Source organism: Desulfovibrio desulfuricans (assembly GCF_004801255.1).
GTDB lineage: Bacteria > Desulfobacterota > Desulfovibrionia > Desulfovibrionales > Desulfovibrionaceae > Desulfovibrio > Desulfovibrio desulfuricans_C.
Genome location: NZ_CP036295.1, coordinates 1,154,111 through 1,178,827 on the forward strand (window position 1 = coordinate 1,154,111; position 24,717 = coordinate 1,178,827).

At 59.2% G+C, this 24,717-nt stretch carries 22 protein-coding genes, 2 tRNA genes and 2 pseudogenes; 12 read left to right on the forward strand and 14 right to left on the reverse strand.

The window, feature by feature from the left end; genetic code table 11:
• Nucleotides 1-96: 96 nt before the first annotated feature.
• The 11 genes from DDIC_RS13865 to DDIC_RS04870 all read left to right on the forward strand — a co-directional run bounded on the left by DDIC_RS13865 (nt 97) and on the right by DDIC_RS04870 (nt 12,441).
• A complete protein-coding gene (locus DDIC_RS13865; RefSeq protein WP_211088896.1) occupies nt 97-423 on the forward strand; it encodes an IscA/HesB family protein in 327 nt (108 codons plus the stop codon).
• 93 nt (nt 424-516) lie between these two features.
• Nucleotides 517-834 carry an IscA/HesB family protein gene (locus tag DDIC_RS04825; protein WP_136399396.1) on the forward strand — a complete coding sequence of 106 codons (318 nt, stop codon included), beginning with the start codon at nt 517-519 and terminating at the stop codon, nt 832-834.
• A gap of 136 nt (nt 835-970) precedes the next feature.
• Entirely contained in the window at nt 971-4,414 is a 3,444-nt protein-coding gene (gene mfd / locus DDIC_RS04830; protein ID WP_168732467.1) for a transcription-repair coupling factor, read from the forward strand.
• 74 nt (nt 4,415-4,488) lie between these two features.
• Nucleotides 4,489-5,721, forward strand: a complete 1,233-nt coding sequence (locus DDIC_RS04835) for a peptidylprolyl isomerase (protein ID WP_136399397.1) — start codon at nt 4,489-4,491, stop codon at nt 5,719-5,721.
• Nucleotides 5,722-5,852: 131 nt separating this feature from the next.
• Nucleotides 5,853-6,788, forward strand: a complete 936-nt coding sequence (locus DDIC_RS04840; protein WP_136399398.1) for a SurA N-terminal domain-containing protein — start codon at nt 5,853-5,855, stop codon at nt 6,786-6,788.
• An 82-nt stretch (nt 6,789-6,870) separates the two neighbouring features.
• Nucleotides 6,871-7,911, forward strand: coding sequence for a helix-turn-helix domain-containing protein (locus DDIC_RS04845; RefSeq protein WP_136399399.1), 1,041 nt, complete (start codon nt 6,871-6,873; stop codon nt 7,909-7,911).
• Complete coding sequence (gene recO / locus DDIC_RS04850) at nt 7,908-8,660, forward strand: DNA repair protein RecO (RefSeq protein ID WP_136399400.1); 753 nt, start codon at nt 7,908-7,910, stop codon at nt 8,658-8,660. Before DDIC_RS04845 ends, recO begins: the two co-directional genes overlap by 4 nt.
• Nucleotides 8,661-8,769: 109 nt before the next feature.
• Nucleotides 8,770-9,648: a glycine--tRNA ligase subunit alpha gene (gene glyQ, locus DDIC_RS04855; protein ID WP_136399401.1), complete on the forward strand. Its 879-nt coding sequence runs from the start codon at nt 8,770-8,772 to the stop codon at nt 9,646-9,648.
• A gap of 3 nt (nt 9,649-9,651) precedes the next feature.
• The gene (glyS, locus tag DDIC_RS04860; RefSeq protein WP_136399402.1) at nt 9,652-11,736 is read left to right on the forward strand and encodes a glycine--tRNA ligase subunit beta; all 2,085 of its coding nucleotides are present in this window, start codon (nt 9,652-9,654) and stop codon (nt 11,734-11,736) included.
• 197 nt (nt 11,737-11,933) lie between these two features.
• Nucleotides 11,934-12,203: a 30S ribosomal protein S20 gene (rpsT, locus tag DDIC_RS04865; protein WP_136399403.1), complete on the forward strand. Its 270-nt coding sequence runs from the start codon at nt 11,934-11,936 to the stop codon at nt 12,201-12,203.
• A gap of 161 nt (nt 12,204-12,364) precedes the next feature.
• Nucleotides 12,365-12,441: transfer RNA gene (locus tag DDIC_RS04870), tRNA-Arg, on the forward strand.
• A 168-nt stretch (nt 12,442-12,609) separates the two neighbouring features.
• Here DDIC_RS04870 and DDIC_RS04875 read toward each other — a convergent pair.
• The 12 genes and pseudogenes from DDIC_RS04875 to DDIC_RS04925 form a co-directional block, all read right to left on the reverse strand.
• Nucleotides 12,610-13,839 carry an ISL3 family transposase gene (locus tag DDIC_RS04875; protein WP_168732468.1) on the reverse strand — a complete coding sequence of 410 codons (1,230 nt, stop codon included), beginning with the start codon at nt 13,837-13,839 and terminating at the stop codon, nt 12,610-12,612.
• 39 nt (nt 13,840-13,878) lie between these two features.
• Nucleotides 13,879-14,661 (reverse strand): annotated as a pseudogene (locus tag DDIC_RS04880) (ISL3 family transposase); the annotation flags it as partial.
• Between the two features lie 194 nt (nt 14,662-14,855).
• Nucleotides 14,856-15,149 (reverse strand): annotated as a pseudogene (locus DDIC_RS14130) (hypothetical protein); the annotation flags it as partial.
• Between the two features lie 164 nt (nt 15,150-15,313).
• Nucleotides 15,314-15,389, reverse strand: a tRNA-Thr gene (locus DDIC_RS04885).
• A 58-nt stretch (nt 15,390-15,447) separates the two neighbouring features.
• Nucleotides 15,448-15,828, reverse strand: a complete 381-nt coding sequence (locus DDIC_RS04890) for a hypothetical protein (RefSeq protein WP_348769737.1) — start codon at nt 15,826-15,828, stop codon at nt 15,448-15,450.
• A gap of 44 nt (nt 15,829-15,872) precedes the next feature.
• Nucleotides 15,873-16,862 carry a tRNA glutamyl-Q(34) synthetase GluQRS gene (gluQRS, locus tag DDIC_RS04895; protein WP_136399406.1) on the reverse strand — a complete coding sequence of 330 codons (990 nt, stop codon included), beginning with the start codon at nt 16,860-16,862 and terminating at the stop codon, nt 15,873-15,875.
• 4 nt (nt 16,863-16,866) lie between these two features.
• Nucleotides 16,867-17,379 carry a rhodanese family protein gene (locus DDIC_RS04900; protein ID WP_136399407.1) on the reverse strand — a complete coding sequence of 171 codons (513 nt, stop codon included), beginning with the start codon at nt 17,377-17,379 and terminating at the stop codon, nt 16,867-16,869.
• 9 nt (nt 17,380-17,388) lie between these two features.
• Nucleotides 17,389-18,558 (reverse strand): C40 family peptidase, encoded by a 1,170-nt coding sequence (locus DDIC_RS04905; protein WP_136399408.1) that lies wholly within the window; start codon nt 18,556-18,558, stop codon nt 17,389-17,391.
• A gap of 88 nt (nt 18,559-18,646) precedes the next feature.
• The gene (locus tag DDIC_RS04910) at nt 18,647-19,045 is read right to left on the reverse strand and encodes a flagellar basal body rod C-terminal domain-containing protein (RefSeq protein ID WP_247647557.1); all 399 of its coding nucleotides are present in this window, start codon (nt 19,043-19,045) and stop codon (nt 18,647-18,649) included.
• A 155-nt stretch (nt 19,046-19,200) separates the two neighbouring features.
• Entirely contained in the window at nt 19,201-19,980 is a 780-nt protein-coding gene (gene folE2, locus DDIC_RS04915) for a GTP cyclohydrolase FolE2 (RefSeq protein WP_136399410.1), read from the reverse strand.
• Nucleotides 19,980-20,396, reverse strand: coding sequence for a nickel-responsive transcriptional regulator NikR (gene nikR / locus DDIC_RS04920; protein WP_136399411.1), 417 nt, complete (start codon nt 20,394-20,396; stop codon nt 19,980-19,982). Before nikR ends, folE2 begins: the two co-directional genes overlap by 1 nt.
• A 55-nt stretch (nt 20,397-20,451) precedes the next feature.
• Nucleotides 20,452-21,162 (reverse strand): class I SAM-dependent methyltransferase, encoded by a 711-nt coding sequence (locus DDIC_RS04925; protein ID WP_136399412.1) that lies wholly within the window; start codon nt 21,160-21,162, stop codon nt 20,452-20,454.
• Nucleotides 21,163-21,394: 232 nt separating this feature from the next.
• On the opposite strand from DDIC_RS04925, the gene ilvA reads away from it, so the two are divergent.
• Nucleotides 21,395-22,930: a threonine ammonia-lyase, biosynthetic gene (gene ilvA / locus DDIC_RS04930; RefSeq protein WP_136399413.1), complete on the forward strand. Its 1,536-nt coding sequence runs from the start codon at nt 21,395-21,397 to the stop codon at nt 22,928-22,930.
• A 125-nt stretch (nt 22,931-23,055) separates the two neighbouring features.
• Here the strand turns inward: ilvA and DDIC_RS04935 are convergent, their stop codons facing one another.
• Both DDIC_RS04935 and DDIC_RS04940 read right to left on the reverse strand, forming a co-directional pair.
• A complete protein-coding gene (locus DDIC_RS04935; protein ID WP_136399414.1) occupies nt 23,056-23,556 on the reverse strand; it encodes a protoporphyrinogen oxidase in 501 nt (166 codons plus the stop codon).
• Nucleotides 23,557-23,632: 76 nt separating this feature from the next.
• Nucleotides 23,633-24,583, reverse strand: coding sequence for a spidroin-2 (locus DDIC_RS04940; RefSeq protein ID WP_136399415.1), 951 nt, complete (start codon nt 24,581-24,583; stop codon nt 23,633-23,635).
• Nucleotides 24,584-24,717: the final 134 nt, after the last annotated feature.

Consider the following 24,717-nt stretch of genomic DNA (forward strand, 5'->3'; position numbering starts at 1 on the left):
TTCTAGCCGTTTTCCCCTTCAAAGAAAAGCCCTGCGGTAATTGACAAGCCCCACGCATGACCTTAGTTAGTAAAACACCCGAATCATGGAGGACGTATGATCGAATTGACCGACAGCGCCCGTAAGGAACTGGATTCGTTCTTTACCGGCAAGCAAAAGGAACCCATCCGGGTCTACATGACCGCAGGTTGAGGCGGACCGCGCCTTGCACTGGCTCTGGATGAGCCTAACGACCAGGATCAAACCGAGGAACAGGCCGGCTACACCTTCTGCATCAACAAAGATCTTTTGACTGAAGTGCAGGGTGTAAAAATTGATTTAACCTACATGGGCTTTGCGGTTGACCCCGTAGTGCCCTTTGCTTCAGACGGCAACAGCGGTGGTTGCGGCAGCTGCTCAAGCGGCTGCGGCAGCAACGCGTAAGGCGGGGTGGTTTCCCGCTGGCCGGAAGAAGCTGGCCAGCCTGTTTTTCGTTACTCTACAATATATAGCGTGTCGAAAAACATCGGAGGAACCATGCTTGAACTGACCGAAAGCGCCCAGAAGGAACTGGCGGCCTTTTTTGAAGGTAAGGAAAAAAGCACCATTCGTGTTTATCTCGCTCCCGGCGGGTGCAGCGGGCCGCATCTGGCCCTGGCGCTTGACGCCGCCACGGAAGAGGATATGAGCGAAGATCAGGGCGGATTCACCTTCTGCATCAACAAGGAGCTTCTTGCTCAGGTTGAAGGCGTGAAGATTGACCTGTCCTACATGGGCTTTACTGTTGAGCCCACGGTGCCCCTGCCCCAGACGGGCGGCGGTTGCAGCGGCTGCTCCGGCGGCTGCGGACACTAGAAGCAAATGACTTGCAAACCGGGCGGCGGCCTTCTGCTGCCGCCCGGTTTGCCGTTTTATGGCCGCAATTGCGCGGCCGTGCCGGGGGCGGCGCAGGCTGCCCCCGGCCTTGTTTGCATAACCCCCCCACAGGTTCATGGACACTTTCGGCGTACTGTTTTCAAGCAACGACAGGCAGATATATCTTGAACGTAGCGGCATGGTCACGCGTTGCCGCCTTGCCTGCGAGGCGCTGGACAAGGGGCGCAGCGTGGCCCTCTTGGCCCGTACCCGCGAAGAATTCAGCGCGGCCCGAGCCCTCGCGGCGCTTTTTTCTCCCGAAATTTCGCTGGCCGATCCAGCTCTTGTGCGCCCCGCGTGGCAACAGCCCTGTCTGGGACTGCCCCCTCTGAGCCAGTGGCAGGACAAAGCATCGTGGGCCGCCCGTATGGCCGCCCTGTACGCCTTGAGCCTGAATCGTCCCCGTGTGCTGGTGGTCAGCGTCGAAAGCCTGCTGCTGCGCTACATGCCGGTCAATTTTTTTCACAGCCGCACGCTCGAGATCGGCAAGGGCAGCGATTACGCCCCAGAGCTGCTGCTTGAACAGGCGGTGGAGTGGGGTTACGAGCGGGTCGCCATGGTCACGCGCCCCGGCGAAATGGCCCGGCGCGGCGACATCCTCGATCTCTTCCCCTCAGGTTATGCGCGTCCTGTACGGCTGGAATTTTTTGGCGACACGCTGGACGAAATGCGGTTTTTTGATGCAGAAACCCAGCGTTCGCTGCAGGGTTGCGACGAGCTGACCTTGCTGCCAGTGAGTCCGCTTTCCATGGACGCTCGCGAGGCCGAGGCCACGCGCATGCGGTTTGACCGCATGTTTGCCGAGGGCCGCATTGGCGAGAACGACTGCTACTCTTTTAAAAAAGCCCTGGATGCCGGTGGCGCCGGCCTGTTGCCGGGCTGCGCCGTTGACGCTCCCAGCCTGCTTGAAGAATGGTTGCCGCAAGACTGTCTGTGGCTGCTGCCCGGCGAGGCCGACAGCGCCGAGGCTCTGCGCGACGGACGCCTTGCCCTCAAGGAAAAACTGGAGGACGAGGACGCGCCCCTGCCGCAACCGGCCTCGCTGGCCTTGCGCAAAAGCTCGCAGCCCGCACCGTGGAACGCCTTTCAAAGGGTGTACGCCGAACCTCTTGTCATGGGGGTAGAGGAACGCGGTCTGGATTTTGCGGAGAGAACCCTGCATTCGTTCAGCGATCTTTTTCCGCTTTCCGGTGCGCAGGATCGCCCCTGGCAGCACCTTGCCGCAGCTCTCAAAGATTGGCAGGGCTCGCGCCGACAGGTGGTGCTGAGTTTTTCGTCGGCCAGAAGCCGGGCCAAGTTTCTCAAGCTGGCCGAGCAGGACGGCATTGCGCCAGCCCTGCGCTACGCCCCCGACCAGCACGGCCTTTTTGCCCTTGTGTCGCCCTATCGTCAGGGCGCGGATCTGGCCTGGGACAACGCCCTGGTGCTGGGCGAGGACATTCTGTACCCCAAGGCCGAAAAAACGCCCCGCGTGTCGTCCCGCGTATTCAAGGGGCTGGATTCCTTTGACGATCTCAATCCCGGCGACCTGCTGGTGCACCGCGATTACGGCATTGGCCGTTTTGCCGGTCTGCACCACATGGATGTGAACGCCGTTGCCAACGACTTTTTGCTCATCGAGTACTCCGGGCGCGACAAGCTCTATGTGCCTGCCGACCGCATGGGGCTTATCCAGCGGTTCAAGGGTTCGGAGGGCGTGGAACCGGCGCTGGACCGCCTTGGCGGCGCAGGCTGGGCCTCGGGCAAGGAAAAAGCCCGCAAGGCCATTGAAAAAATCGCCGCCGACCTGGTGGAGATGTACGCCTACCGCAAGGTGACAAAGGGTTTTCGCTACGATCCCCCCGGCGAGCTGTACCACGAATTTGAAGCCACATTCGGTTTTGAGGAAACGCCCGACCAGGCCAAGGCCATTCAGGACGTGCTGGACGACATGGACAAGTCGCAGCCCATGGACCGCCTGGTGTGCGGCGACGTGGGCTTTGGCAAGACCGAGGTGGCGCTGCGGGCGGCCTTTCGCGCAGCCTCCGAGGGGCGGCAGGTTGTTTTGCTCTGCCCAACAACTGTGCTGGCCGAGCAGCATTACCAGACCTTTCGCGCGCGTCTGGCGGGCTTTCCCGTCAATGTGGGGCTGCTCAGCCGCTTTGTGCCGCGCCCCCGCCAAAAGGACGTGCTCAAGGCTGCGGCCTCCGGTCAGGTGGATATCCTCATCGGCACGCATCGCGTGCTCTCAAGCGACGTCAAGCTGCCCAATCTGGCCCTGCTGATACTGGACGAAGAGCAGCGCTTTGGCGTGCGGCACAAGGAAAAGCTCAAGGCGCTGAAAAAAAATGTGGACGTGCTGACCCTCACGGCCACGCCCATTCCGCGTACCCTGCAACTTTCCATGTCGGGCATCCGCGAGCTTTCCATCATTGAAACCGCCCCGCAGGACCGCAAGCCTGTGGCCTCGGCTGTGCTGCGGCGCGACGATTCCGTGCTGCGCAAGGTGCTGGAACGCGAAATCGAGCGCGAGGGACAGGCATTCTGGGTGTACAACCGCGTGCAGGGGCTTGAGCGGGTGGCCGAATACGTGCGCGCCCTTGTGCCCACGGCGCGTGTGGGCATGGCTCACGGGCAGATGTCCGAGACGGAGCTTGAGGACACCATGCACAATTTCTGGCACGGCGAGCTTGACGTGCTGGTGTGCACCTCCATTGTAGAATCTGGGCTGGACTTTCCCCGCGCCAATACCCTGGTAGTGGATCAGGCCCAGATGTTTGGCCTAGGGCAGCTCTATCAGCTGCGGGGGCGCGTGGGGCGCAGCGACAGGCAGGCCTACGCCTTTTTTGTCGTGCCCGACGCGGAGCGCCTGACCCCTATTGCCGAGGAGCGCCTGCGCATCATCATGGATATGGACTATCTGGGCGCGGGCTTTCAGGTCGCCATGGAAGACCTGCGCCTGCGGGGAGCGGGCAATATTCTTGGCGAGGTGCAGTCGGGGCACATGTGCCGCGTGGGGCTTGATCTGTACCTCGAAATGCTTGAGGAGGCGGTGGGTCGCCTCAAGGGCACGCCCGAGGCGCATACCGTGGAAACGGAACTTACTTTGGGCTTGCCTGCGCATATTCCCGCATCGTACATTGAGGACGGCCGGGAACGTCTGCGTTGTTACAAAACGCTCACCTCCGCGGCGGGCGGGGCTGCGAGGGAAGAGGCTGCCCTTGGCATCCGCGACAGGTTTGGGCCTTTTCCTGAAGAGTTGCGCAATTTTCTCGCCGTGCTCGATTTCAAGCAGTTCCTCACCGAACTGCAGGTGCAAAAGGCCGACGTGCACATCAACCATGTGCGGCTTGTGTGGCCCGACGGGCAAAATGCCGTGCAGCCCGAGCGCATCGTGGCTCTTACGGCCAGCATGAAGGATGCCCGCATGCTGCCCCCCGCAGGCCTGCACCTGCCGCTGCCCACCGATGTGCCCTTTGCCGAGGGACTCGACAGGCTGCGGACTGCGCTTGAAGGTATTCGGACTCAGGCTGGAGCATAGGCGGCCTCCCCGCCAGCGTTTTTGTCTGGCCGTGAAGCTGCCGCTAATATATGAAAATTATGGTGGACGGATTCATGCAGTCTCTCGTTGTCCGCGTGCGTCAGGGCAGGGCCGCAGCGCCGCTTGCGCGTGTAACGCGTCAGCTGTGCCTGGCGCTGTCCTGCTGCGTTTGCCTGCTGCTGGCGGGCTGCTTTGAAGCCCGTTTGCCCGACGGCGTGGTGGCCACGGTCAATGGCGAGCCCATCACCCTGCGCAGGCTGCAGACGCTGCTCGACAGCCGTTCGCCTTCTCTGGGGGCCATGCGCACGCCGTCGCTGGAGAATATGCGGCGCGAGTACGGCGAGGGCCTGGGGACCCTGATTATCTACGCTCTCGTGCGCCAGGATTTGCAGCGGCTGCAGATGCCTGTAAGCGACGCCGCACTCGAAAACGCCGTTGCCGAAGTAAAAAACGACTACGGCGGCGGCGAAGGGCTGGACAAATATCTGGCCGAGGAGTCGCTGGACCCGGCGGAATGGCGGGCGCTACTGCTCGACCATCTTTCCATGCTTACCTTTGAAAAGAGGGTTCTCGCGTCGGGTATCCGTATTTCGCTGGCCGAGATGCGCGACTATTACCAGACCCACGAGGATGATTTTCAGATGCCTGAAACCCTGCGCGTGTGCCTGATCTCCGCCGAGTCGCGCAAGGATGTGGAAGGATTCTGCGCGGTTTTTCCCGGCGGAATGGGCGATGCACGCACAAAAGTGCAGCTGCAGTGCCTGAACGTGCGGGCAACCGACCTGCCCCAGAGCTGGCGCAAGGCCGCAACCGCCCTCAAGCCCGGTCAGTGCGCCCCGGCGCGGCAGGAGGAAGGCCTGTGGCGCGGTATAGCGCTGCTGGAAAAACGCCCCCCCGCTCAGATGAACCTGGCTGAGACCTACCCGCTGGTTGAGACCATCCTGCGCGAGCAAAAAATGTCCGAGGCTTTTGAGAGCTGGCTTGAAAAAGCGCTGGCCGGGTCCACAGTCAGGGTGTCCAGGGACATCGCCCCCGACCTGCTTGCGCAACCCCCTGCGCGCCCTGCCGAGGCGGGCGGCGACGCGTCTGCCGCCGAGAGCATGCCCGGCGGGCTGGAAGACGGAAAAGTTCCGCCAATGCCGCGCGACGACGTGTACGAAGGGGACATCCCTGACGGCACAACACCCGGAGGTCTGGAAAACCAGGGGCGCGGCGCGGACAACGGCGCAACCCCAAAACCGGGCGTTAAGTCTGGCGACGACCAGCCCCGCAAACGCGACAACGGCGGCTCGGGCAAGAGGCGTTGACGGCGGGGCGGCAGGCCCGCAGCAGGCGGCATTTGCCGGGGTTGCAGCGCTTACATTGCATATTGCTCTTGTTTGGGATATAATTTTACAGATAAAGCGCGGATTTTTTGTGCGCAATCAGGGAGTATAACGTGAGAAAAACGCTTGTTTTGGCGCTGGTTATCTGTTTTATGACCGCCTTTGGCGCTCAGGCCGCCCAGATCAACAAGGTGGCCGCCGTGGTCAATGGCCAGGTCATCACCATGTTTGACCTGCAGAAAAACGCCGTGCCCGATCTTATGCGGGCGCGCATCAATCCCAATGATCCTGCCCAGGCCAAAGCCGTGGATGCCGTGCTGCGCAAGTCGCTCGACGGCATGATTATGGATATTCTCGTCGCGCAGGAAGCCAAGCGGCTCAAGGTTACCATCTCTCCCTCCGATGTGGACGCCGAAATAACCAAGATCATGAAGGCGAACAACCTGACCAAGCCGCAGTTTGAAGAAAAGCTGGCCCAGCAAAGGACCAGCATCGGCGAGCTGCGTGGGAATATCGAAAAAGGCTTGATCCGTCAGCGCGTTATGGCCATGGAAGTGGGCCGCCGCGTACTGGTTACCCCTGAGGAAATCAAGACCTATTACGATGCGCACAAAGATACCATGTACGACCGTTCGGGGCTGCACATGGGGCTGCTGGTGTATCCGCCCAACGTCAATGCGGCGGCCATGGCCGCGCAGATCAAGTCTGGCGCGACAACCTTTGAAGAAGTGACGCGCAAGTATTCCATCGCTCCCAACAAGGAAAACGGCGGCGACATGGGCGCTGTGGAGTGGGACAAACTTAATCCGGAATGGGAGGCCCGCCTCTCCAAAATGAAGCCCGGCGATGTTACCGATCTTTTTGACCTGCAGGGTCGCAAGGCGCAGGTGCACCTTTATCGTCCTGGCGGCGGCGAAGTCAAAATGCTCACCTTTGAGCAGGCCAAGCCCATGATTGACGGCATCCTGCGTCAGCCCAAGGCCATGGAGCGTTTTGAAGACTACACCAACCAGCTGCGCAGCCGGGCGGTTATCGACATCAGAATGTAGCGGTGCCGCCCCCTGGCGGTTGCGGTTTTTTGCTGGCAACAGCTGCCCCTCCGGGTGGCAAGACCATTATCGAGGCTTTAACATGACCTTAGTGGAATTGGGCGCTGCCTTACGCGTAGAACGCGAAAAGCGGGGCCTGGACATGGAAGACGCGGCAAACAAGCTGAAAATCAGCGCCCGTCTTCTGCGCGCTTTGGAGGAAGGGGACGAGCAGTCCTTGCCCCCTCTGGCGTACACCAAGGGGTTTATTCGCTCATACGCGGCGTACGTGGGTCTTTCTGCCGAAGAAGTCAGCGAGGCGATCGGGGCGCTTGAGGGCGCGGCAGAGCCTGTCGCACCGCAAAATGTTTATGAGCCCGAGATGGTTCTTACCTCGCGTCGCAACCTCAAGCCCATTTTGGCCGGGGTTGTGATGGTGGGTATTGTTGTGGCGGCGCTCATAGCCTGGCAGCAGGGCGCGTTGGACTTTTTGGGTCGCCAGACGCGCCGTCTGGCCCAGCCCGCGCCCATGCAAAGCGCGGAATCGGTGGACCCCGGCAATCTTGCGGTTCGTCCTTCCGCGCCTGCCGCACCTGCAGGTCTGGCACAGGGGGCAAATGCTCCCGTTGCCGCTCAGGCCCCTGCGGCATCCGCCCCGGCCTCGGCTGCCAGCCAGGCTCAGGGTGCGGCTGCAGTCAAACCTGCTGCTCCCGCCGCCGGTCAGCTGGCTGCGGCAGCTGGTCAGGCTTCGGGTTTGCCTTCTGCTTTGCCTGCGGGGGCTGCGCCCGCGCGTGGTACGGCTGCTCCCTCGGCGGTTGCGCCGACGGCCCCGGCTGCTCCGGCGACGGCCGCATCGTCCACCGCACCTGCGGCGCAGGCTGGCGAAACCCCGGCGGGCGTGCACAAGCTTATTATTACAGCTACCGAAGAATGCTGGGTCCATTCCAGCGCTGATAAAACGGACACGCGCCAGTTTTCGCTGCACAAGGGCGATACGTTTGCCCTTACCTTCAGCAAAAGTCTGGAGCTTAAGCTTGGCAATGCCGGCGGCGTGCGCCTGCGGTATGACGGTGAAGATCTGCCCCCGGCGGGGCAGAGCGGTCAGGTGCGCAATCTGGCGTTTCCCCCTTCGGACCGGCAATGACCGAATGGGCAGATCACGCGCTTGTGCTGCGCATCGGGCACTTTCGCGAGTCAGATCTGTGGCTGAAAATGCTTTGTCGCAAACACGGCCTGCTGACGTTGTTCGCCTTTGGCGGCAGCCGCAGCAGGCGTCGTTTTTGCGGCTGCCTGGATGTGCTCAACAGCCTGCATTGCCGGGTCAAGACATCTGGGCGCGGCAGCTTTCTTAATCTGGAAGAAGCCGTGTTGCTCTGCGGCCCGCAGAGTTTGCGGCGCAACTGGCAGCGTATGGGGCTGGCGGCCAACTGCCTGCGCTTTGTTGAAGCTCTGGGCGTCAACGACGAGGGCGCGGACGAGGCCTTTTTGCTGGTGGAAGACCTGCGCAAAACACTGGAAGAAGCGGACAACATACCTTCATTGCTGCCACTTTTTTTCAGACTGCGCTTTGCCGGCGTGCTGGGGTTTGCCCCTGACCTTGGCCGGTGCGGCACCTGCGGCGCAAGCATTACGGGCCCTGCGCAATTTGTGGTCGACGAGGCCCAGCTGCGCTGTCCCTCATGCCGCGCTGCGGCGGGGCCAGCGCGTTACGGGGTGGAATTGGGCGCGGGCGGGCTTGACCTTTTGCGCCATGTACAGCAAGAATTTCCCTCCGGCTGGCATGCGGAAGACCTGCCAGCGGCTGACCGGCGCTCTTGCGCCAAAGTTATTGACGGATTTGTGCAATATCACCTGGGCCTGGCGTGGGAAGGGGGATACTTTCGCCACGTATAGCGCTGGTGCGACAGGGTTTTGGCTCAGAATCAGGGATGGTTTTGGGGCGGCGGTGTACGCAGCCGCCGCGTGTATGGGTCTGAAAAAGGCTACGAACAAAGGACAGCGCATGTATTTTCAGGATGTCATTTTAACTTTGCAGAACTACTGGGCCAACCAGGGTTGCGTTATCGAACAGCCTTCGGGTGTGGAATGCGGGGCCGGTACGTTCAACCCCAACACGTTTTTGAGGGTTATCGGGCCGGAACCGTGGAGCGTTGCCTACGTGGAGCCATCCCGTCGCCCCACGGATGGCCGCTACGGCGAAAATCCCAACCGCCTGCAACGGTACTTCCAGTTTCAGGTCATCATGAAACCCTCGCCGGACAACGTGCAGGACCTGTATCTGCAAAGTCTCAATGCGCTGGGCATCAACCCCGCGCAGCACGACATCCGTTTTGTGGAAGACGACTGGGAATCACCCACCCTCGGCGCCTGGGGGCTTGGCTGGGAGGTTTGGCTCAACGGTATGGAAGTGAGCCAGTTTACTTATTTTCAGCAGGTAGGCGGCATTGACCTTTCGCCCATCAGCGTGGAGCTGACCTACGGCCTCGAGCGCCTCACCATGTATCTGCAGGGCGTTGAATCTGTTTACGATCTGGCCTGGAACAAAAACGTCACTTACGGCCACATCTATCATCAGAACGAAGTGGAGCAGTCGCGCCATAATTTTGAGGTCAGCAATCCCGAGATGCTTTTGCGGCACTTCAGCGATTTTGAGGGGCAGTGCAAGGCCCTGCTTGAGATGGGGCTGCCCTGGCCCGCCTATGATTACTGCCTCAAGTGCTCCCATACCTTCAACCTTCTGGACGCCCGCGGAGCGATCTCCATCACCGAGCGCACCGGCTACATCGGCAGGGTGCGCGCCCTGGCGGCTGGAGTGGCGCGACTGTATGCGGCCCAGCGTGAAGAACTGGGCTATCCCATGCTCAAAAAGGATGCGAGGTAAGCCGTGGCGACCTTTGTGCTTGAAATTGGCAGCGAGGAATTGCCTTCGCGTTTTCTGGCTCCGGAAGAAGGGGAACTGGCCTCCCGTTTTAGCGGCGCTCTGGACGAGGCCGGGCTTGAGCATGGCGCTTTGCGCGTGATGAGCACGCCGCGCCGCGCCGTGGTGATAGTTGAAAACCTCAACCCCGTGCAGGTGGAGAGGGAAGAAGTGGTCTCCGGCCCGCCCGTGCGCGTGGCTTATGACGCCCAAGGCAAACCCACCAAGGCGCTTGAGGGCTTTGCCCGCACCAACGCCTGCTCGCTGGACGACATTTTTCGCGTCGAGACGGACAAGGGCGAGTATGTGGCCGTGCGCAAGCGCACCGGCGGCGCTGCCGCTGTTGATCTGTTGGCGCAGATCTGCCCGTCGATCATAACGGCCCTCTCGTTCCAAAAGCGCATGCACTGGGGCGCGTACTCTCTGGCGTATGCCCGCCCACTGCGCTGGGTGCTGGCCCTGCTGGACGATGCCGTCGTGCCCTTTACCGTTGGCCCCATGACCTCAGGGCGTGAAACCTGCGGCCATCGCATCCACGGCCCCGGCCCCTTTGCCGTGCCCCATGCCGACGAATTTCTGGCAACCCTCGCCGGGCCTTGCGCCATCACCATCGACCCGGCCCAGCGCCGCAGTGCTATTATTGATGGCGGCAACGCCCAGGCCGCTGCAGCTGGCGGCAAGGTGCTTTGGAAAGACAGCCTGCTGGACGAGGTGCAGGGGCTGGCAGAACATCCCGTGCCGCTTCTGGCCGACTTTGACCCCGCCTATCTTGAGGTGCCGCGCGAAGTTCTGCTTACCAGCATGGAGAGCCACCAGAAGAGTTTTGGCATTGAAGGGGCCAACGGCGAACTGCTGCCGCATTTTCTCACTGTGCTCAATATCACGCCCGAAGACATGGGCGTGGTCAAGCGCGGCTGGGAGCGCGTGCTGCGCGCCCGTCTTGAGGACGCCCGCTTTTTCTGGCAGGCCGACTTGCGCGATACCTTTGACCACTGGCTGCAAAAGCTTGATTCGGTCATCTTTATCGGCAATCTTGGCAGCATGGGCGACAAAACCCGCAGGCTTGAGTCTCTGTGCCGCTGGCTTGCCGAAAGCTGCGCTCCCAAACTTGCCGACGACGCAGCGCGTGCCGGTCGCCTCTCAAAGGCTGATCTGGTGAGCGGACTTGTGGGCGAGTTTGATACCCTTCAGGGCATTATGGGCGGCATCTATGCTGGCCGCAAAGGCGAGAGCGCCGTTGTGGCCGACGCCCTTGGCGAGCAGTATCTGCCCGCCGGGCCGGATTCTCCGCTGCCCAAAAGCCTTGCGGGCGCGTTGCTCTCCATGGCCGACAAGGCAGATACGCTTGCGGGCTGCTTCGGGCTGGGCATGATTCCTACCGGAGCGGCTGATCCCAATGGTCTGCGCCGCTGCGCGCTGGGCATTATACGCATCATGCTTGAATTTGGCCTTAACGTGGATGTGCGGCAATTCTTTGCCATGGCGCAGCAGCTGTACGGCGACCGCCAGTGGAAGCTTGCTCCGCAGGATGCGCTGGACAAGCTCATGGAGTTTTTTGCCGCGCGTTTGCGCAACTACTTCATGAGTCAGGGGCAGGATACACTGCTGGTGGACGCGGCCCTTGGCGCTGGCGCGGAAGATGTTAAAGACTGCGGCGCACGCCTTGCCGCCCTGGCGGCCTTTAGTCAGCATGCGGATTACGAGGCTGCGGTACAAACCTTCAAGCGAGTGGCCAATATCCTGCGCAAGCAGGGGCAGACAGAAGATCTGGCCGACCATTGGGATCCGGCCCTGCTGCGCGAAGATGCCGAAAAGGCCCTTGCCGCCACGCTTGAAGAAATGCTGCCCCGGCTTGACGCCCTGTGGGCCGCGCACGACCATGCTGCGGCTTTGGCCTGCCTGAGCGACGTGCGGCCTGCGGTGGATGCCTTTTTTGCCGGGGTAATGGTTATGTGCGACGAGGCTGACCTGCGCCGCAACAGGCTGAGCATGCTGCACTGCCTGGGAGCAAGGTTTGCGCGTCTGGCCGATTTTTCGGCCCTGCAGATGTAATTCTGGCAACGGTTTGCGAGGGGGCAGGGCGCGTAACCATGCGTCCCAACCCCCGAATTTGAAAAAAGATTTGATAAAATGGCACGAATGCTTGACAGGTAGGCGTGCTGGTGGTAGTTACCCTTCTTCGCGACAACGCGCTAACTTCTGTTTTCATGGCTTGCGCGGGCAAGCCCAACATATGTGGAGGATTCACAGTGGCCAACCATAAGTCAGCCCTCAAGCGTCACAAGCAGAGCTTGCAGCGGGCAGGCCGCAATCGCGCCGCCCGTACCCGTGTGAAGAATGCCATCAAGCAGGTTCGCGCCGCCATTCAGAGCAACGAACAGAGTCAGGCCAGCGAAGCTCTTTCCAGCGCCGCCTCTGTACTCGCCAAGGCCGCCGGCAAGGGCGCCATGCACTGGAAGAAGGCCGCGCGTAAAATCTCGCGTCTGGCTCATGCCGTCAACGGCATCAGCGCCCAGTAGTTTTTTCTGTCGGTTTGAGGCGTGCTTGCCCAAGGGCAAGTACATTCCCTTACAGAAAGTTTTGAAAAATATTTTTAAACAAGTTCACAGACTTTTCAAAAATAATTTTGAAAAAAAGGTTGACGGCCACTGTGACTTGAGTTAATTTCCCCTTCGTCAACGCGCTCGTAGCTCAGCTGGATAGAGCAACAGGCTACGAACCTGTAGGTCGGGAGTTCGAATCTCTCCGGGCGCACCATAAAAATCAAGCCCTTACGGTTAATCACCGTAAGGGCTTTTTTGCGTCTTTGTCACTTTTAGCCACATTTTAGGGCTCTACACCAAAGAGGGTCTACACCAAAGACGGGGGCAAGCCCCTTCAGCGAGCAGTTTTTCCGACAGGTTTCTGATCTATTCCCCAGCCATTTCAGCAGCACAAAACACGCACACGCAGGCGGTAGTTTTCGAAGTTACGAAAGCCATACGCACGCCGCTGAATCAACTTCATTTCTCGGTGAAAACCTTCTGTGATGCCGTTATTCCGGGTAAAGCGGAACATTCGGGCCACTTCTTCCCGCCAATTATGCAACGTCTTGCCCAGGGTACGCAACGGCGCGAAGCTAGTTTTTCGAAGTTGATCAATTTTTTTCAATAATTCAGCAACATACTTGCGGCACGAATCGACACTTTGCGCTCGCACACGCAATAAATCGGCTGTGTCATGCAAAAATTCGTACAGTGATTCAATGTCCGGCCTGTCAGCAAAGTATGTTCGTAATCGCTCTTTCTGTGAGTCTGTTAACCGATCACGGCGAGTCAGCAAAAGACGCATCATACCGCCGCGCCCATGGGCAAGTGGTTTTTCATCAATTGCTTTACACAGCTCTGAAAAGTGTTGATTCACCAGCCTGATAACATGAAACCTGTCCGCAACAATGCGCGCATTGGGAAACCATTCCCGCACCAGACGCCGATACGCAGAATTCATATCAATACAGACCACTTTTACTTTGTGGCGGCCTTGCAGTGATTGCAAAAAATCACGCATATCGGCGGCACTGCGCCCTTTAACCACATCAAATACCCTGCGGCGGGCCAAGTCGCAAAATGTGGTTGCAAAGCCCTGCCTGCGCGTAAATCTATGCTCATCAATGCCCAGAATGCGCGGGCATGTACGGTTTGCCCAGTGGCTGCTCTTGTGCTGCATCATCTGGTGGTAGTACCGCTCCACGCTGGCAACGCCAATCCGGTGCTCATCGGCGATTTCCTTACAGGTAACACCTTTGTTGTAAGCCTGAAATATGTTGTGCTTAAGCAGCTCTGTTGTCCTGCTCCACACCTTTATTCCTGCAAGTCTGGTATTAAAATATCTGCCGCAGCTCTCGCATCGGTATTTATGGCAGCGAACTAACAGACGTGACGCCCTTCCATGAATGGAAATATTACGGATCGTCCGCCAAAATGAGTCCTTGACGCGTAAATTATCGCACGCGCAATGAGGACAAGCGTTCTTGCCAGTCCATCTGACCTCAAAAACCGGGGGCGTACGACTCACCACTTTTTCGATTGCAAAATCCCGCAAGCCAATTAACAATCTTTCCACAGGGCCTTCTCTTCTTTTCTTTGGTCGGAAAATAAAGGTTGCCCTGGTGGGCATACCGGCTTTGCTTGGTATGCCCATTTTTTCTTGGAGACGCTATGCCCCCGTCTTTGAGGTAGAGCCCAAAACACGCACACGCAGGCGGTAGTTTTCGAAGTTACGAAAGCCATACGCACGCCGCTGAATCAACTTTATTTTTCGGTGAAAACCTTCTGTGATGCCGTTATTCCGGGTAAAGCGGAACATTCGGGCCACTTCTTCCCGCCAATTATGCAACGTCTTGCCCAGGGTACGCAACGGCGCGAAGCTAGTTTTTCGAAGTTGATCAATTTTTTTCAATAATTCAGCAACATACTTGCGGCAAGAATCGATACTTTGCGCTCGCACACGCAATAAATCGGCTGTGTCATGCAAAAATTCGTACAGTGATTCAATGTCCGGCCTGTCAGCAAAGTATGTTCGTAATCGCTCTTTCTGTGAGTCTGTTAACTGATCACGGCGAGTCAGCAAAAGACGCATCATACCGCCGCGCCCATGGGCAAGTTGTTTTTCATCAATTGCTTTACACAGCTCTGAAAAGTGTTGATTCACCAGCCTGATAACATGAAACCTGTCCGCAACAATGCGCGCATTGGGAAACCACTCCCGCACAAGTCGCCGATACGCAGAGTTCATATCAATACAGACCATTTTGACTTTATGGCGGCCTTGCAGTGATTGCAAAAAATCGCGCATATCGGCGGCACTGCGCCCTTTTACCACGTCAAATACCCTGCGGCGGGCCAAGTCGCAAAAGGTGGTCGCAAAGCCCTGTCTGCGCGTAAATCTATGCTCATCAATGCCCAGAATGCGCGGGCTGTGCGGTTTGCCCAGTGGCTGCTCTTGTGCTGCATCATCTGGTGGTAGTACCGCTCCACGCTGGCAACGCCAATCCGGTGCTCATCGGCGATTTCCTTACAGGTAACACCTTTGTTGTAAGCCTGAAATATGTTGCGCTTAAGCAGCTCTGTTGTCCTGCTCCACACCTTTATTCCTGCAAGTCTGGTATTAAAATATCTGCCGCAGCTCTCGCATCGGTATTTATGGCAGCGAACTAACAGACGTGACGCCCTTCCATGAATGGAAATATTACGGATCGTCCGCCAAAATGAGTCCTTGACGCGTAAATTATCGCACGCGCAATGAGGACAAGCGTTCTTGCCAGTCCATCTGACCTCAAAAACCGGGGGCGTACGACTCACCACTTTTTCGATTGCAAAATCCCGCAAGCCAATTAACAATCTTTCCACAGGGCCTTCTCTTCTTTTCTTTGGTCGGAAAATAAAGGTTGCCCTGGTGGGCATACCGGCTTTGCTTGGTATGCCCATTTTTTCTTGGAGACGCTATGCCCCCGTCTTTGAGGTAGAGCCGATATGCTTGATGCTGCAGGTTTTTTTGATCCAGTTGCCCCCAGTTTTATTTGCGGTGGTAGCCCCGTGGTAGCCCAACAAAAAAGCCCTTGCGGTTATTCACCGTAAGGGCTTGATTTCTGTGGAGCCAGCTAAGAGACTTGAACTCTTGACCTGCTGATTACGAATCAGCTGCTCTACCAACTGAGCTAAGCTGGCAACCGAAATCAATTGCCTGAAAAATAGGCAGTTGTCAAGCAAGCAGGCTCAGATAGGGCTAAACGCACTCCACCACAAGGGGGATGACGTGCAGCTCGCGGCTGACCTCCTCCGTATGGCCGAGTTTCCACTTGGTGGATTCGGCAGGCCAGCCGAGGTGGGCGGCCACATCTCGGGCCACGCCAGCCACGTTCAGGATGGGGTGGCGCTGAAAAACCTGGGGAAGCCCGTAGGTGAGGTTGCAGGCCAGGCACTTGCCGGGGCGCTGGCGCAGTTCAAAGGCGAGTTTGGCTTTTTGCGGTTCCACGCCGTGGCAGACAAGGCCTATGTCGTAGGCTCCTTCTTCCGCGCCGCCGAAAAGCGCGTCAAAAAAGGCGTCGGCGCGTCCGGCGGGAAAAATTTCGTCCAGAAAGGTCTGATCCAGGTCTTGCATGGTCATAAACATCCTCTGTCTGCATGAGCGGTGTTTGCATCAAATGGCCGTCAGGCCACCAGTGTCCGCAAGGCTTCGCCCGCAACGCGTATGTCCTCGGCAGGAAGGCGCGCAAGCGAAAAGTGCGGCAAAAGTTCTGCGGGGCTGGCAGCGCCGCCGTCAGGATTGCACCCTGCCAATGTTCCCAAAAAGCCGGTTATACTGCGTGGATCAACGCCAGCTTGCTTCAGGTTGCGCACCGCCAGGCTTTGATGCCGCTTGGCAAGGCGCTGTCCGTCGGCATCCCGCAGCAGGGGCACATGGGCATAAGCGGGAGCACCATAGCCCAGGAGCTTGAGAAGAGCAATCTGCCTGGGTGTAGAAATGAGGATGTCGCGCCCGCGAACAACCTGATTTATGCCCATAAGAGCATCATCAACAGCTACCGCCAGCTGATAGGCCACCACGCCGTCCGAGCGGCGCAGGGCAAAGTCGCCGCCGCAGTCGACAAGCGTGTGCGACTGCTCTCCAAGTACGGCGTCGGTAAACGTGATGGGCTCGGCAGGGCAGCGCAGGCGCAGGCAGGGGCGGCGTCCTGCAGCAAGCATGGCCTCTTGTTGCGCTGGGCTCAGGTCGCGGCAGGTTCCGGGGTAGGGCGCTCCCGCATCATCCACATGCGGCGCGCCTGCCAGGCTGCGCAGCTCTTTGCGGGTGCAAAAGCAGGGGTAGGCCAGACCAGCGCTCTCTAGCCGGGTAATGGCCGCAGTATAGCAGGCGGTTCGCTGGCTTTGTTCAAAGGGACCCAGTTGCAGGCCCGCTGAAGCTGGTTTGTCCGGGCCAAAGTCCCAGTCCAGCCCCAGCCACTTGAGGTCTTCAATCAGGGCTGCAGTGTAGTGGGGCTTCGAGCGCTGCGGGTCGATATCTTCTATCCGCAGCACAACCTGCCCGGCCACGCTGCGTGCAGCGAGCCATGCCAGCAAAAAAGCCCAGGCATTGCCAAGATGGATGAAGCCGGTTGGGCTGGGAGCCAGCCTGCCGCGAATAATCGACGCGGCGGACATGCAACTATTTTTTGTTCCAGGGCATGGCCGAAAGCAGCAGACCCAGACCGCAAAAGCCGGTAACGCCCGCAAATATCAACCCTGCGCCCACAAAGGCCGAAAGCCAGAGCATGGAGGGCCACACAAGGGAGCCAAGCACCCCGGCGAGAACCAACCCGCCCGCGCCAATCTGTATCTGCCGAAAGATGGGCAGCGGCTGTTTTGATAGCTCAACCGGCAGGCTTTGCTTGGCCCAGGCGCTGACGCCGCCCTCCATCTGCCATGCGGGGCCTGCGGCCAGCTTTTGCAGCAGGTCGCTGTTCTTGGTGGTGCGGTTGCCGGAATTGCAGGTAAAGATGATGGGCATATCCGCGTTTGCGGGGGCAAGGCTCATCCATGAAATAACGGAAAGCGGGGCGGCCTCTGCGCCAGCAATGCGCATGGACGCAATTTCGTCGGCCTCACGTATGTCAACAATGCGCGCCTTGTTGCCCTGCAGCAGCTTTTGCGCTTCCGCAGGTGTGATGTTGGGAAGCATTATTCGATCCTATGAATTGTTGTCCCGGTTTTTGGCGGGAGTTTTTTTGCTTTTGCCGCTGTCGGACTTTGAGGCGACCTTGTCGGAGTCGCTTTTTTCCTTCTTGGAAGGTTCGCTCTTGGCTGCGCTGGATTTTGAAGCGCCAGACTTGCTGTCGCTCTTGGTCGCCTCGGATTTGCGCCCTTCGCTCTTGTGCGTGTCCGACTTGGCGGATTCCTGTTTACGGTTTTCGCTCTTGTGCTCGGATTTTGCGGTTTCGGGCTTGGAAGAGCCCGACTTGGAAACGCCGGAGCTGCTCTTTTTGTCCGACTTGTCTTCCTTGACCGACGACTTATCTGACGATTTTTCAGACTTGCCCGCCGATTTTGCGGACGACTTGTCAGAAGATTTGCTTGCCTTTTCCACTTCGATCTTGCGGCTTGCGCCGTTCTTTTTGTCCAGGCTGGCAACTTCCACAAATTTGTCGCGCGATTTTGAGGGGCTTTTGTCCTTGGAGCGATCTTTGTCTTTGTCCTTGCCCCGGCTTTTGCCTCGGTCATCGCTGGCTACCGCATTGTGCGAAGGTTTGTGGCTGCGATAGATATCGCGCACGGCTTTTTCTTCGGCGTAGTCGTTCAGGCGGCTTTCGGCCTCGGCGACGACATTTTCCGACCCGTCCATCTTGATGCGTCGTGCACCAAGAAACGTGCCTTTAAAATAGGGGTCGTCCAGAGAATTGACGCGTACGGTGGTTCGGCGGTGGGGGCTGTGGATGAACTTGCCGTCACCCACATATATGCCGGTGTGGTAGCCCCGGCGGGGGTGGCGAAAAGCTACGATATCGCCGACCTGCATGTCTTCAACGTTATTGACGCGCTTGCCGATAACCGATTGCTCGCGGGCCGTGCGGGGCAGATTTACGCCAACGCTTTTGTAGGCCCAGCAGACAAACCCAGAGCAGTCAAACCCGCCGGGAGACATACCCCCCGGCACATATGGGGTGCCGATTGCAGACCTGGCCTTGCGCAAAAGCTGCTGGCTGCCCTTCTGCTCGTTGTTGTCAAAAGCTGCCTCGTATGAGCGGCGAAATCGTTGTTCCGCCTGCGAACTGTAGTCATAACGCTGGTTGTTTTTTGCTGAGCAGCCAAAGGCCATGGCGCATGCCAGAGCCAGGACGCACAGTTTTAGACATTTACCCATCGGCGCTCCGTGTGGGTTGCGCCGCAGCACAAAAGACTACGGCGGGTCACGCAAAAAAACGGGAGAAACCCCGCTTGTCTGTAGTTGGTCAGGCCTTGATGTCCAATAGTGTTCCCAGCATGGAATCACTGGCGCGTACAACCTGCGCGTTTGCCTCATAGGCGTGCTGGGCAGAGATCATCGTGGTGAATTCTCGGGAAAGATCCGTGCCGCTTGGGGCGGATGCTTCCAGAGGAAGGCCTGAAGTGACATCATAAACCGCTTTGGCGGCAGTCCAGTCAGGGTTTTGGGCGGCGGCTGATCCGGCGTCCTTCAGTACGGCGTCGAAACTGACGCCCTGATTGTGCGAATTATTGGCGTAAACAGCGCGCTGCGGCTCAAAGCCAGCCGTATTCACGTTGGCTACATTGTGCGCCGTCACAGCCATGCCCCATGAATAGGCGTTCATGGCTGATGCGCCAAGCTGCATGCTGCTGCTAGTACTCATCATTCACACCTTACGGCATAACTAGCATAAGTATTACCCGAATGCAAAAAACTTTTTTTTGGCCCGGTTGTCGGGGAAATACAGCGCATTACAATAGTTGCCAAACATCATTTGTGTCGCGCCGCAGGTTTATCTGGCAGGTGGGGGGGGGCGGTTCAGCGCACGCTGAGGTCGCGCTCAATGCGGGCAAAGGCATTGTGGTTGTGGATGGATTCCATGCTCTCGACTTCAACGCTGAACCATTCAACCTGACCGTGCTCAGTCAGCCGCTGCGCCACATTGCGCACCACGTCTTCCACAAAGGTGGGGTGGGCAAAGGCGTTTTCGGTAACAAATTTTTCGTCTTCGCGTTTCAGCAGGGTGTACACGGCGGACGAACCGGATTGTTCGGCGATGTCGATGAAGTCCTCAAGCCACGAAAACGTGCGCATCCGCAGGCGCATGCGCACCATGGCCCGCTGGCTGTGCGCGCCCTCGCGGCTGATGGCCTTGGAACAGGGGCAGACGGTCATGACGGGCACGTCTGTTTCAAGTACAAACGACTGTCCCTTGTCGTCAAGCTCGCCGGTGAGGCGGCAGTCGTAGGCCACAGTGGCGGGGCTGGCCGAAGCCGGGGCTTTTTTGACGATAAAATAGGGAAAGCCAAACCGTGCATAGGCCCGGCGCGCGCCCAGCCGTTCCTTGATATTGACCAGCAGCCGCCGCACGGACTGATAGCTTATTTCATCATTCCACTGTTCGAGCGCTTCAACAAAGCGGCTCATGTGCGTGCCCTTGAAGGAAGACGGCAAATCTACCCCCAGGTCTACGGTAGCCACGGTCTGTTGCGTGCCCTGGCTGCGATCGCGCACCAGCAGGGGCAGCTTCAGATCGCGAACGCCCACGCGATCAATGTTCAGTGCAACCTGCGGGGCGTGGCTCTGTACGTCTTCCATTATGCCAGATCCTGTCCTGTGGTGGTGGCGGTGAATGTGCCGTGCTTTACGCCCCGGCACGAGATCAGTTTGTTGGCCAGCGCGCGCAAGCGCACGGGTTCGCCCTTGAGCACCAGCACTTCCAGGCAGTTGTAGTGGTCAAGGTGTACGTGCAGCGTGGTGATGATAAGGTCGTGGTCGTCGTGCTGAATGTTCATGAGGCGGCGGGCCAGATCATTTTTGTGATGGTCGTAAACCAGCGTGAGCGTGCCCGCTCCGGAGGGATCGTTGCTCCAGCGTTCTTCGACCAGCGCCTTGCGGATAAGGTCGCGTATGGCTTCCGAGCGGTTGGGGTAACTTTTGCGTTTGCACAGTTCGTCAAACGGCTCCAGCAGGTCTTCGTCCAGTGAAACGCCAAAGCGTGCCAGATTTCCCATGGTAGTATCCGTTTTGCGCAGGGGGCGCAGTGCTGTAGTTGTAGAATGCCGCCAATCAGGCCCGGCGGCAGATTTCCCAGACGTGTACGGTAACCGGCACTGGCTGGGCGTACAGCGGCTCAACCGTTTCGCGGTACACCCGGCGGCCTTGCCAGCCGCCGCTTTGCAACGCATGCAAAAAAGCATCGTACACGGTGCGTCCCGGCTCCGCTACCCATGCCGCGCCGTCCGGGGCGAGAGCATGGTCAAGAAAGCGTAGTACAGGGGCCACAAAGCGCTTTTCATACATGATGTCGCCGCCCCAGATGCGCTGCATGCTCCGCGCACGCACGGCAGGCCGCCGCCAGTCCATGACTGTCCAGAGCGGCTGGGGCACCCCGTTGAGGGCTGCGTTACGGGCCGCAAAGCGCAATGCGTCTTCCTCATAATCCATGGCCGTCATGTTTGCGCCGAGCCACTGGCCCACCATGGCGGTAAGCCCCAGGCCGCAGCCCATATCAAGACAGGGCCGCCCGGCAATGGCGCTCTGTTGCTGCGCCAGCCAGCCAGCCAGCGCTATGCTTGAGGGCCACAGCTCCGTCCAGTAGGGCAGGCGTTCGTCTTCAAAATCGTCGGGCTCGGCTGTCATGGCGTCCCATAGCTGCTCAAGGTCGGCTGCTCTGGTCAGCCGCCACAGCCGCCCGGCAGCGCGCACTGATATGTGCGGCGTATATTCGGTCAGGCCGTGCGTTTCAGACGGGGAAAACTCGTAAGTCGGTTCGGTCATTCGGTACGTATAGCGCAACGGGGTTTAGCTGTACAGACGCGGCAAAGGCCGCGCAGCCTGGGCAGCGGGCGCGTAAACCGTGGGGCATACCCCGCGCGGCGGCAAAACCGGGATTTTTTGAAAGGTAAGGGGTTGAGAAGCGTTTATTGCAGGTATATGAATACAGGTCTTACAAAAATGCGTTTTTAGACCGCAAGGGCGGCCATGCGCGAAGCCCCGCAAGGACATTCTCATGGACAAGCACAGCGAATATCTGAATCGTATCCTCTTGAGCCGCGTGTACGACGTGGCGGTAGAAACCCCCCTGGACGAAGCGGTCAGTCTTTCGCGCCGCACGGGCAACAACATCCTGCTCAAGCGCGAAGATCTGCAGCCTGTTTTTTCTTTTAAAATTCGCGGTGCTTACAACAAGATGGCGCACCTGTCCAAGGAAGAACTGCGCCGTGGCGTCATTACCGCCTCGGCCGGCAACCACGCTCAGGGCGTAGCCCTTGGCGCGCGCAGGCTGGGGTGCGAGGCCACCATCGTCATGCCCGTGACCACGCCCGCCATCAAGGTGGATGCGGTGAAGCGCCTCGGCGGTCAGGTGGTGCTTTCGGGCGAATCTTTTAGCGACGCCTGGCAGCACACCATTGATCTTATTCAGGAAACAGGCTGCGTGTACATCCCCCCCTTTGACGACCCCGATGTCATCGCCGGGCAGGGAACCATAGCCATGGAAATTTTGCGCCAGCATCCCGGCGACATCCATGCCGTATTTGTGCCCATTGGCGGCGGCGGCATGGCAGCGGGCATTGCCGCGTATATCAAAAACCTGCGGCCAGAGATACGTGTAATCGGCGTGGAGCCGGTGGATTCCGACGCCATGCGGCGGTCGGTCATGGCTGGCCACCGGGTGGAAATGCACGACGTGGGCCTGTTTGCCGACGGCGTGGCCGTCAAGCTGGTGGGAGAGGAAACTTTTGCCCTGTGCCGCGACCTGCTCGACGACATCATCACCGTTGAGACCGACGCCATCTGCGGAGCCATCAAGGATATTTTTGAAGACACCCGCGTGGTGGCCGAGCCTGCCGGTGCGCTTTCGCTGGCGGGGCTCAGGGCCTACGCCAAGGCTGGCGGTCTGCAGGACGCCACGCTTGTGGCCGTGGTCAGCGGCGCAAACATGAATTTTGACCGCCTGAGCCACGTGGTGGACCGTGCAGAAATCGGCGCGCAGCGCGAGGCTCTGCTGGCTGTGACCATTCCCGAAGCAGTGGGCAGTTTCCGGCAGCTGTGCGCCTCGTTTGGCAGCCGCAACATCACCGAGCTGTGCACGCGTTTTTCCGACCCGGTCAAGGCCAGGGTTCTGGTGGGCATCAAGATCAATGGCCGCGCCGATGTGGCGCAGGTGCTCGGCGAGCTGCGCAACAAGGGTTTTGAAGCCATTGACCTTACGGACAACGAGCTGGCCAAGGTACATGTGCGGCATCTGGTGGGCGGCAACGCGCCTCAGGTTTCGCACGAGCGGCTGCTGCGTTTTACCTTTCCCGAGCGGCCTGGCGCCCTGCTGGACTTTATGGATGCCATGCGGGTGGATTTCAGCATCACGCTGTTCCAGTACCGTTACCATGGTGCGGATTTTGGCCGCGTGCTGGTGGGGTTTGAAGCGCCGGAGGAAAAAAAGGACGCTTTTGAGGACTTTCTCAAGCGCGTCGAGGCCATGGGCTACCCGCATGTGGAAGAATCCAACAACGACGCCTACAAGATGTTTCTTGGCTGGCACGAATAGGCTTTTGCCGGTTATGGGGCCGCGCCTGCTGGGCGCGTGGCCCTTGGCGCATAAAAAAACGGCTGTCCTTGCGGGGCAGCCGTTTTTTTATGCAGCCGTGTGTCGGCTGCATCAGAATTTTGGGGTTACTGGCTCAGCAGTTTGCTCGCTTCGGGCGTCAGGCCCTTGAGGCTGGCAAAAACAGCTTCGGCGCCGCGCTGCTGGGGATCCTGCACAATGGCGATAAAAACCTTGTCGGACGTGGTGTTGACCTTGGTCACGCCAGGTGCGGGAAAGGTCTGGCTGCGCGGCTCGCCGTTAAACGTCCAGAAGGGCCCCTGCGGGCGCGGAGTGGAGGCGTTTGCCTGCAGCGGAGCCAGCTTGTTGGCCAGAGCGGCGCTGTCGTCCTTTTGCTCGTTGGGCAGCACAAAGATGCTGATGAGGGCGTCGTAGCCGTCGTGCTTTTCGTTTGAAAGCCCGAGTATCAGCATGCATTCGTCAGGGTTGCCGGATTTGAAGCCCATATTTTCCTCGCCGTCCCAGCCTTGGGGCAGGTCAGCGCTGAAAAGCGTAAATGAGCGCGGCTCGGCCTGAGCTGTAACGGCCAGGCAAAGAATAAAGAGGGTTAGTAACGTCAAACGCCGCATAGGTTCCTCCTGGTTGCGGAAAAAGCGCGTCCGCTTGTTCTGTCTTTATACGCTCTGCCTGCTGGGGGGGCAAGCGTCAGCGCCATAGCGCCGCAAGGTAAGGGAAACTGGCGCCCAACACCAGCAGCAGGACGCCGAGCACGTTGAGCCAGTATAGTTTGCGCGGGGCGCGCAGGGTAAACAGCACAACCCAGCAAGCGATGGCCAGCGTCATGGGTACAAGGCCCATGGCCTGGTCGGCCGTGCCTTGCGGCAACGGCCCCTGACGTAAGGAAAACCCGATTATCAGGCCCCAGCGGTCAATGCAGCGGGGGATAAGCCCCACCATGGCCCATAGAGAGCACCAGCGGGCGGCGCGTTGCTCGTCGGCTTGCGTAAACCCGGCCTTGGCGGCTGCGCGTTTTTTGCAGACAAGCGCCATCAGCGCAAGACTGCCTGCCGGGGCAAGCGCGGTAAAGTATTCGTGCAGCGTGCCCGAAAGCACGGCAAGGGCCACATCCGTCAGGTTCAGGCCCTGCGGCATGCCCGAAAAAGGCCAGTTGGGCAAAGTCTGAGCGGCAAAAAAGCATAGCGCCGCCGCCAGCGCCAGACCCACGCGCGTGCCTATCTGCCCCGGCTGCCAGCACTCTTGCGTGGCCGGAGGCCGCATGCCTGCCGCTGCTTTGTCAACGGCAAGGTAGAGCAGCAGGCAGGCTATGCCCGCAAGCCAAGCGCCAACGCTTGCGGTGTAGGGCAACATGGCGGGCATCCATGGGGATACGCCGTCAAACATATGTTCCGCGCCGCGCAGGCTGAGCAGCAAGGCAAGCACCTCGCCCGCCGCCAGCAGGGGACCAAGAACAGCCAGGGCGGCGGCAAAGCCCGCAAGGGCGCGTGCGCCATAGGCGCTGAGGCCAGCGTGCCCGCGCCTGCCCGAGGCCAGTGTCAGGGCGATGATGACGGGCATGGCCGAGGCGGCCATGGCGCCCAGATGCAGAATGGCGGCAATCCATTGCCAGCAAAAAAGCCATGAGGGAATAGTTTGCATGACCAGTCTTGTATCCTGAGGCAGCCCCGGTCGCAAGCGAAAGACCTCGCTTGCCCCTGTGCCTCGCTTGCCATATAGTTCTGACCGTTCTGCAGGCATTGCCGACGGCAGTTTTGCGCTGTTACATGAGGGAT

What these genes read in the sequence shown, in the direction of transcription:
- DDIC_RS04825 (WP_136399396.1), top strand. Translation starts at nt 517, where the DNA reads ATGCTTGAACTGACCGAAAGCGCCCAGAAGGAACTGGCGGCCTTTTTT.
- mfd (WP_168732467.1), top strand. Translation starts at nt 971, where the DNA reads ATGGACACTTTCGGCGTACTGTTTTCAAGCAACGACAGGCAGATATAT.
- DDIC_RS04835 (WP_136399397.1), top strand. Translation starts at nt 4,489, where the DNA reads ATGCAGTCTCTCGTTGTCCGCGTGCGTCAGGGCAGGGCCGCAGCGCCG.
- DDIC_RS04845 (WP_136399399.1), top strand. Translation starts at nt 6,871, where the DNA reads ATGACCTTAGTGGAATTGGGCGCTGCCTTACGCGTAGAACGCGAAAAG.
- recO (WP_136399400.1), top strand. Translation starts at nt 7,908, where the DNA reads ATGACCGAATGGGCAGATCACGCGCTTGTGCTGCGCATCGGGCACTTT.
- glyQ (WP_136399401.1), top strand. Translation starts at nt 8,770, where the DNA reads ATGTATTTTCAGGATGTCATTTTAACTTTGCAGAACTACTGGGCCAAC.
- DDIC_RS04875 (WP_168732468.1), bottom strand. Translation starts at nt 13,839, where the DNA reads ATGCCCACCAGGGCAACCTTTATTTTCCGACCAAAGAAAAGAAGAGAA.
- DDIC_RS04890 (WP_348769737.1), bottom strand. Translation starts at nt 15,828, where the DNA reads ATGACCATGCAAGACCTGGATCAGACCTTTCTGGACGAAATTTTTCCC.
- gluQRS (WP_136399406.1), bottom strand. Translation starts at nt 16,862, where the DNA reads ATGTCCGCCGCGTCGATTATTCGCGGCAGGCTGGCTCCCAGCCCAACC.
- DDIC_RS04900 (WP_136399407.1), bottom strand. Translation starts at nt 17,379, where the DNA reads ATGCTTCCCAACATCACACCTGCGGAAGCGCAAAAGCTGCTGCAGGGC.
- DDIC_RS04905 (WP_136399408.1), bottom strand. Translation starts at nt 18,558, where the DNA reads ATGGGTAAATGTCTAAAACTGTGCGTCCTGGCTCTGGCATGCGCCATG.
- DDIC_RS04910 (WP_247647557.1), bottom strand. Translation starts at nt 19,045, where the DNA reads ATGAGTACTAGCAGCAGCATGCAGCTTGGCGCATCAGCCATGAACGCC.
- folE2 (WP_136399410.1), bottom strand. Translation starts at nt 19,980, where the DNA reads ATGGAAGACGTACAGAGCCACGCCCCGCAGGTTGCACTGAACATTGAT.
- nikR (WP_136399411.1), bottom strand. Translation starts at nt 20,396, where the DNA reads ATGGGAAATCTGGCACGCTTTGGCGTTTCACTGGACGAAGACCTGCTG.
- DDIC_RS04925 (WP_136399412.1), bottom strand. Translation starts at nt 21,162, where the DNA reads ATGACCGAACCGACTTACGAGTTTTCCCCGTCTGAAACGCACGGCCTG.
- ilvA (WP_136399413.1), top strand. Translation starts at nt 21,395, where the DNA reads ATGGACAAGCACAGCGAATATCTGAATCGTATCCTCTTGAGCCGCGTG.
- DDIC_RS04935 (WP_136399414.1), bottom strand. Translation starts at nt 23,556, where the DNA reads ATGCGGCGTTTGACGTTACTAACCCTCTTTATTCTTTGCCTGGCCGTT.
- DDIC_RS04940 (WP_136399415.1), bottom strand. Translation starts at nt 24,583, where the DNA reads ATGCAAACTATTCCCTCATGGCTTTTTTGCTGGCAATGGATTGCCGCC.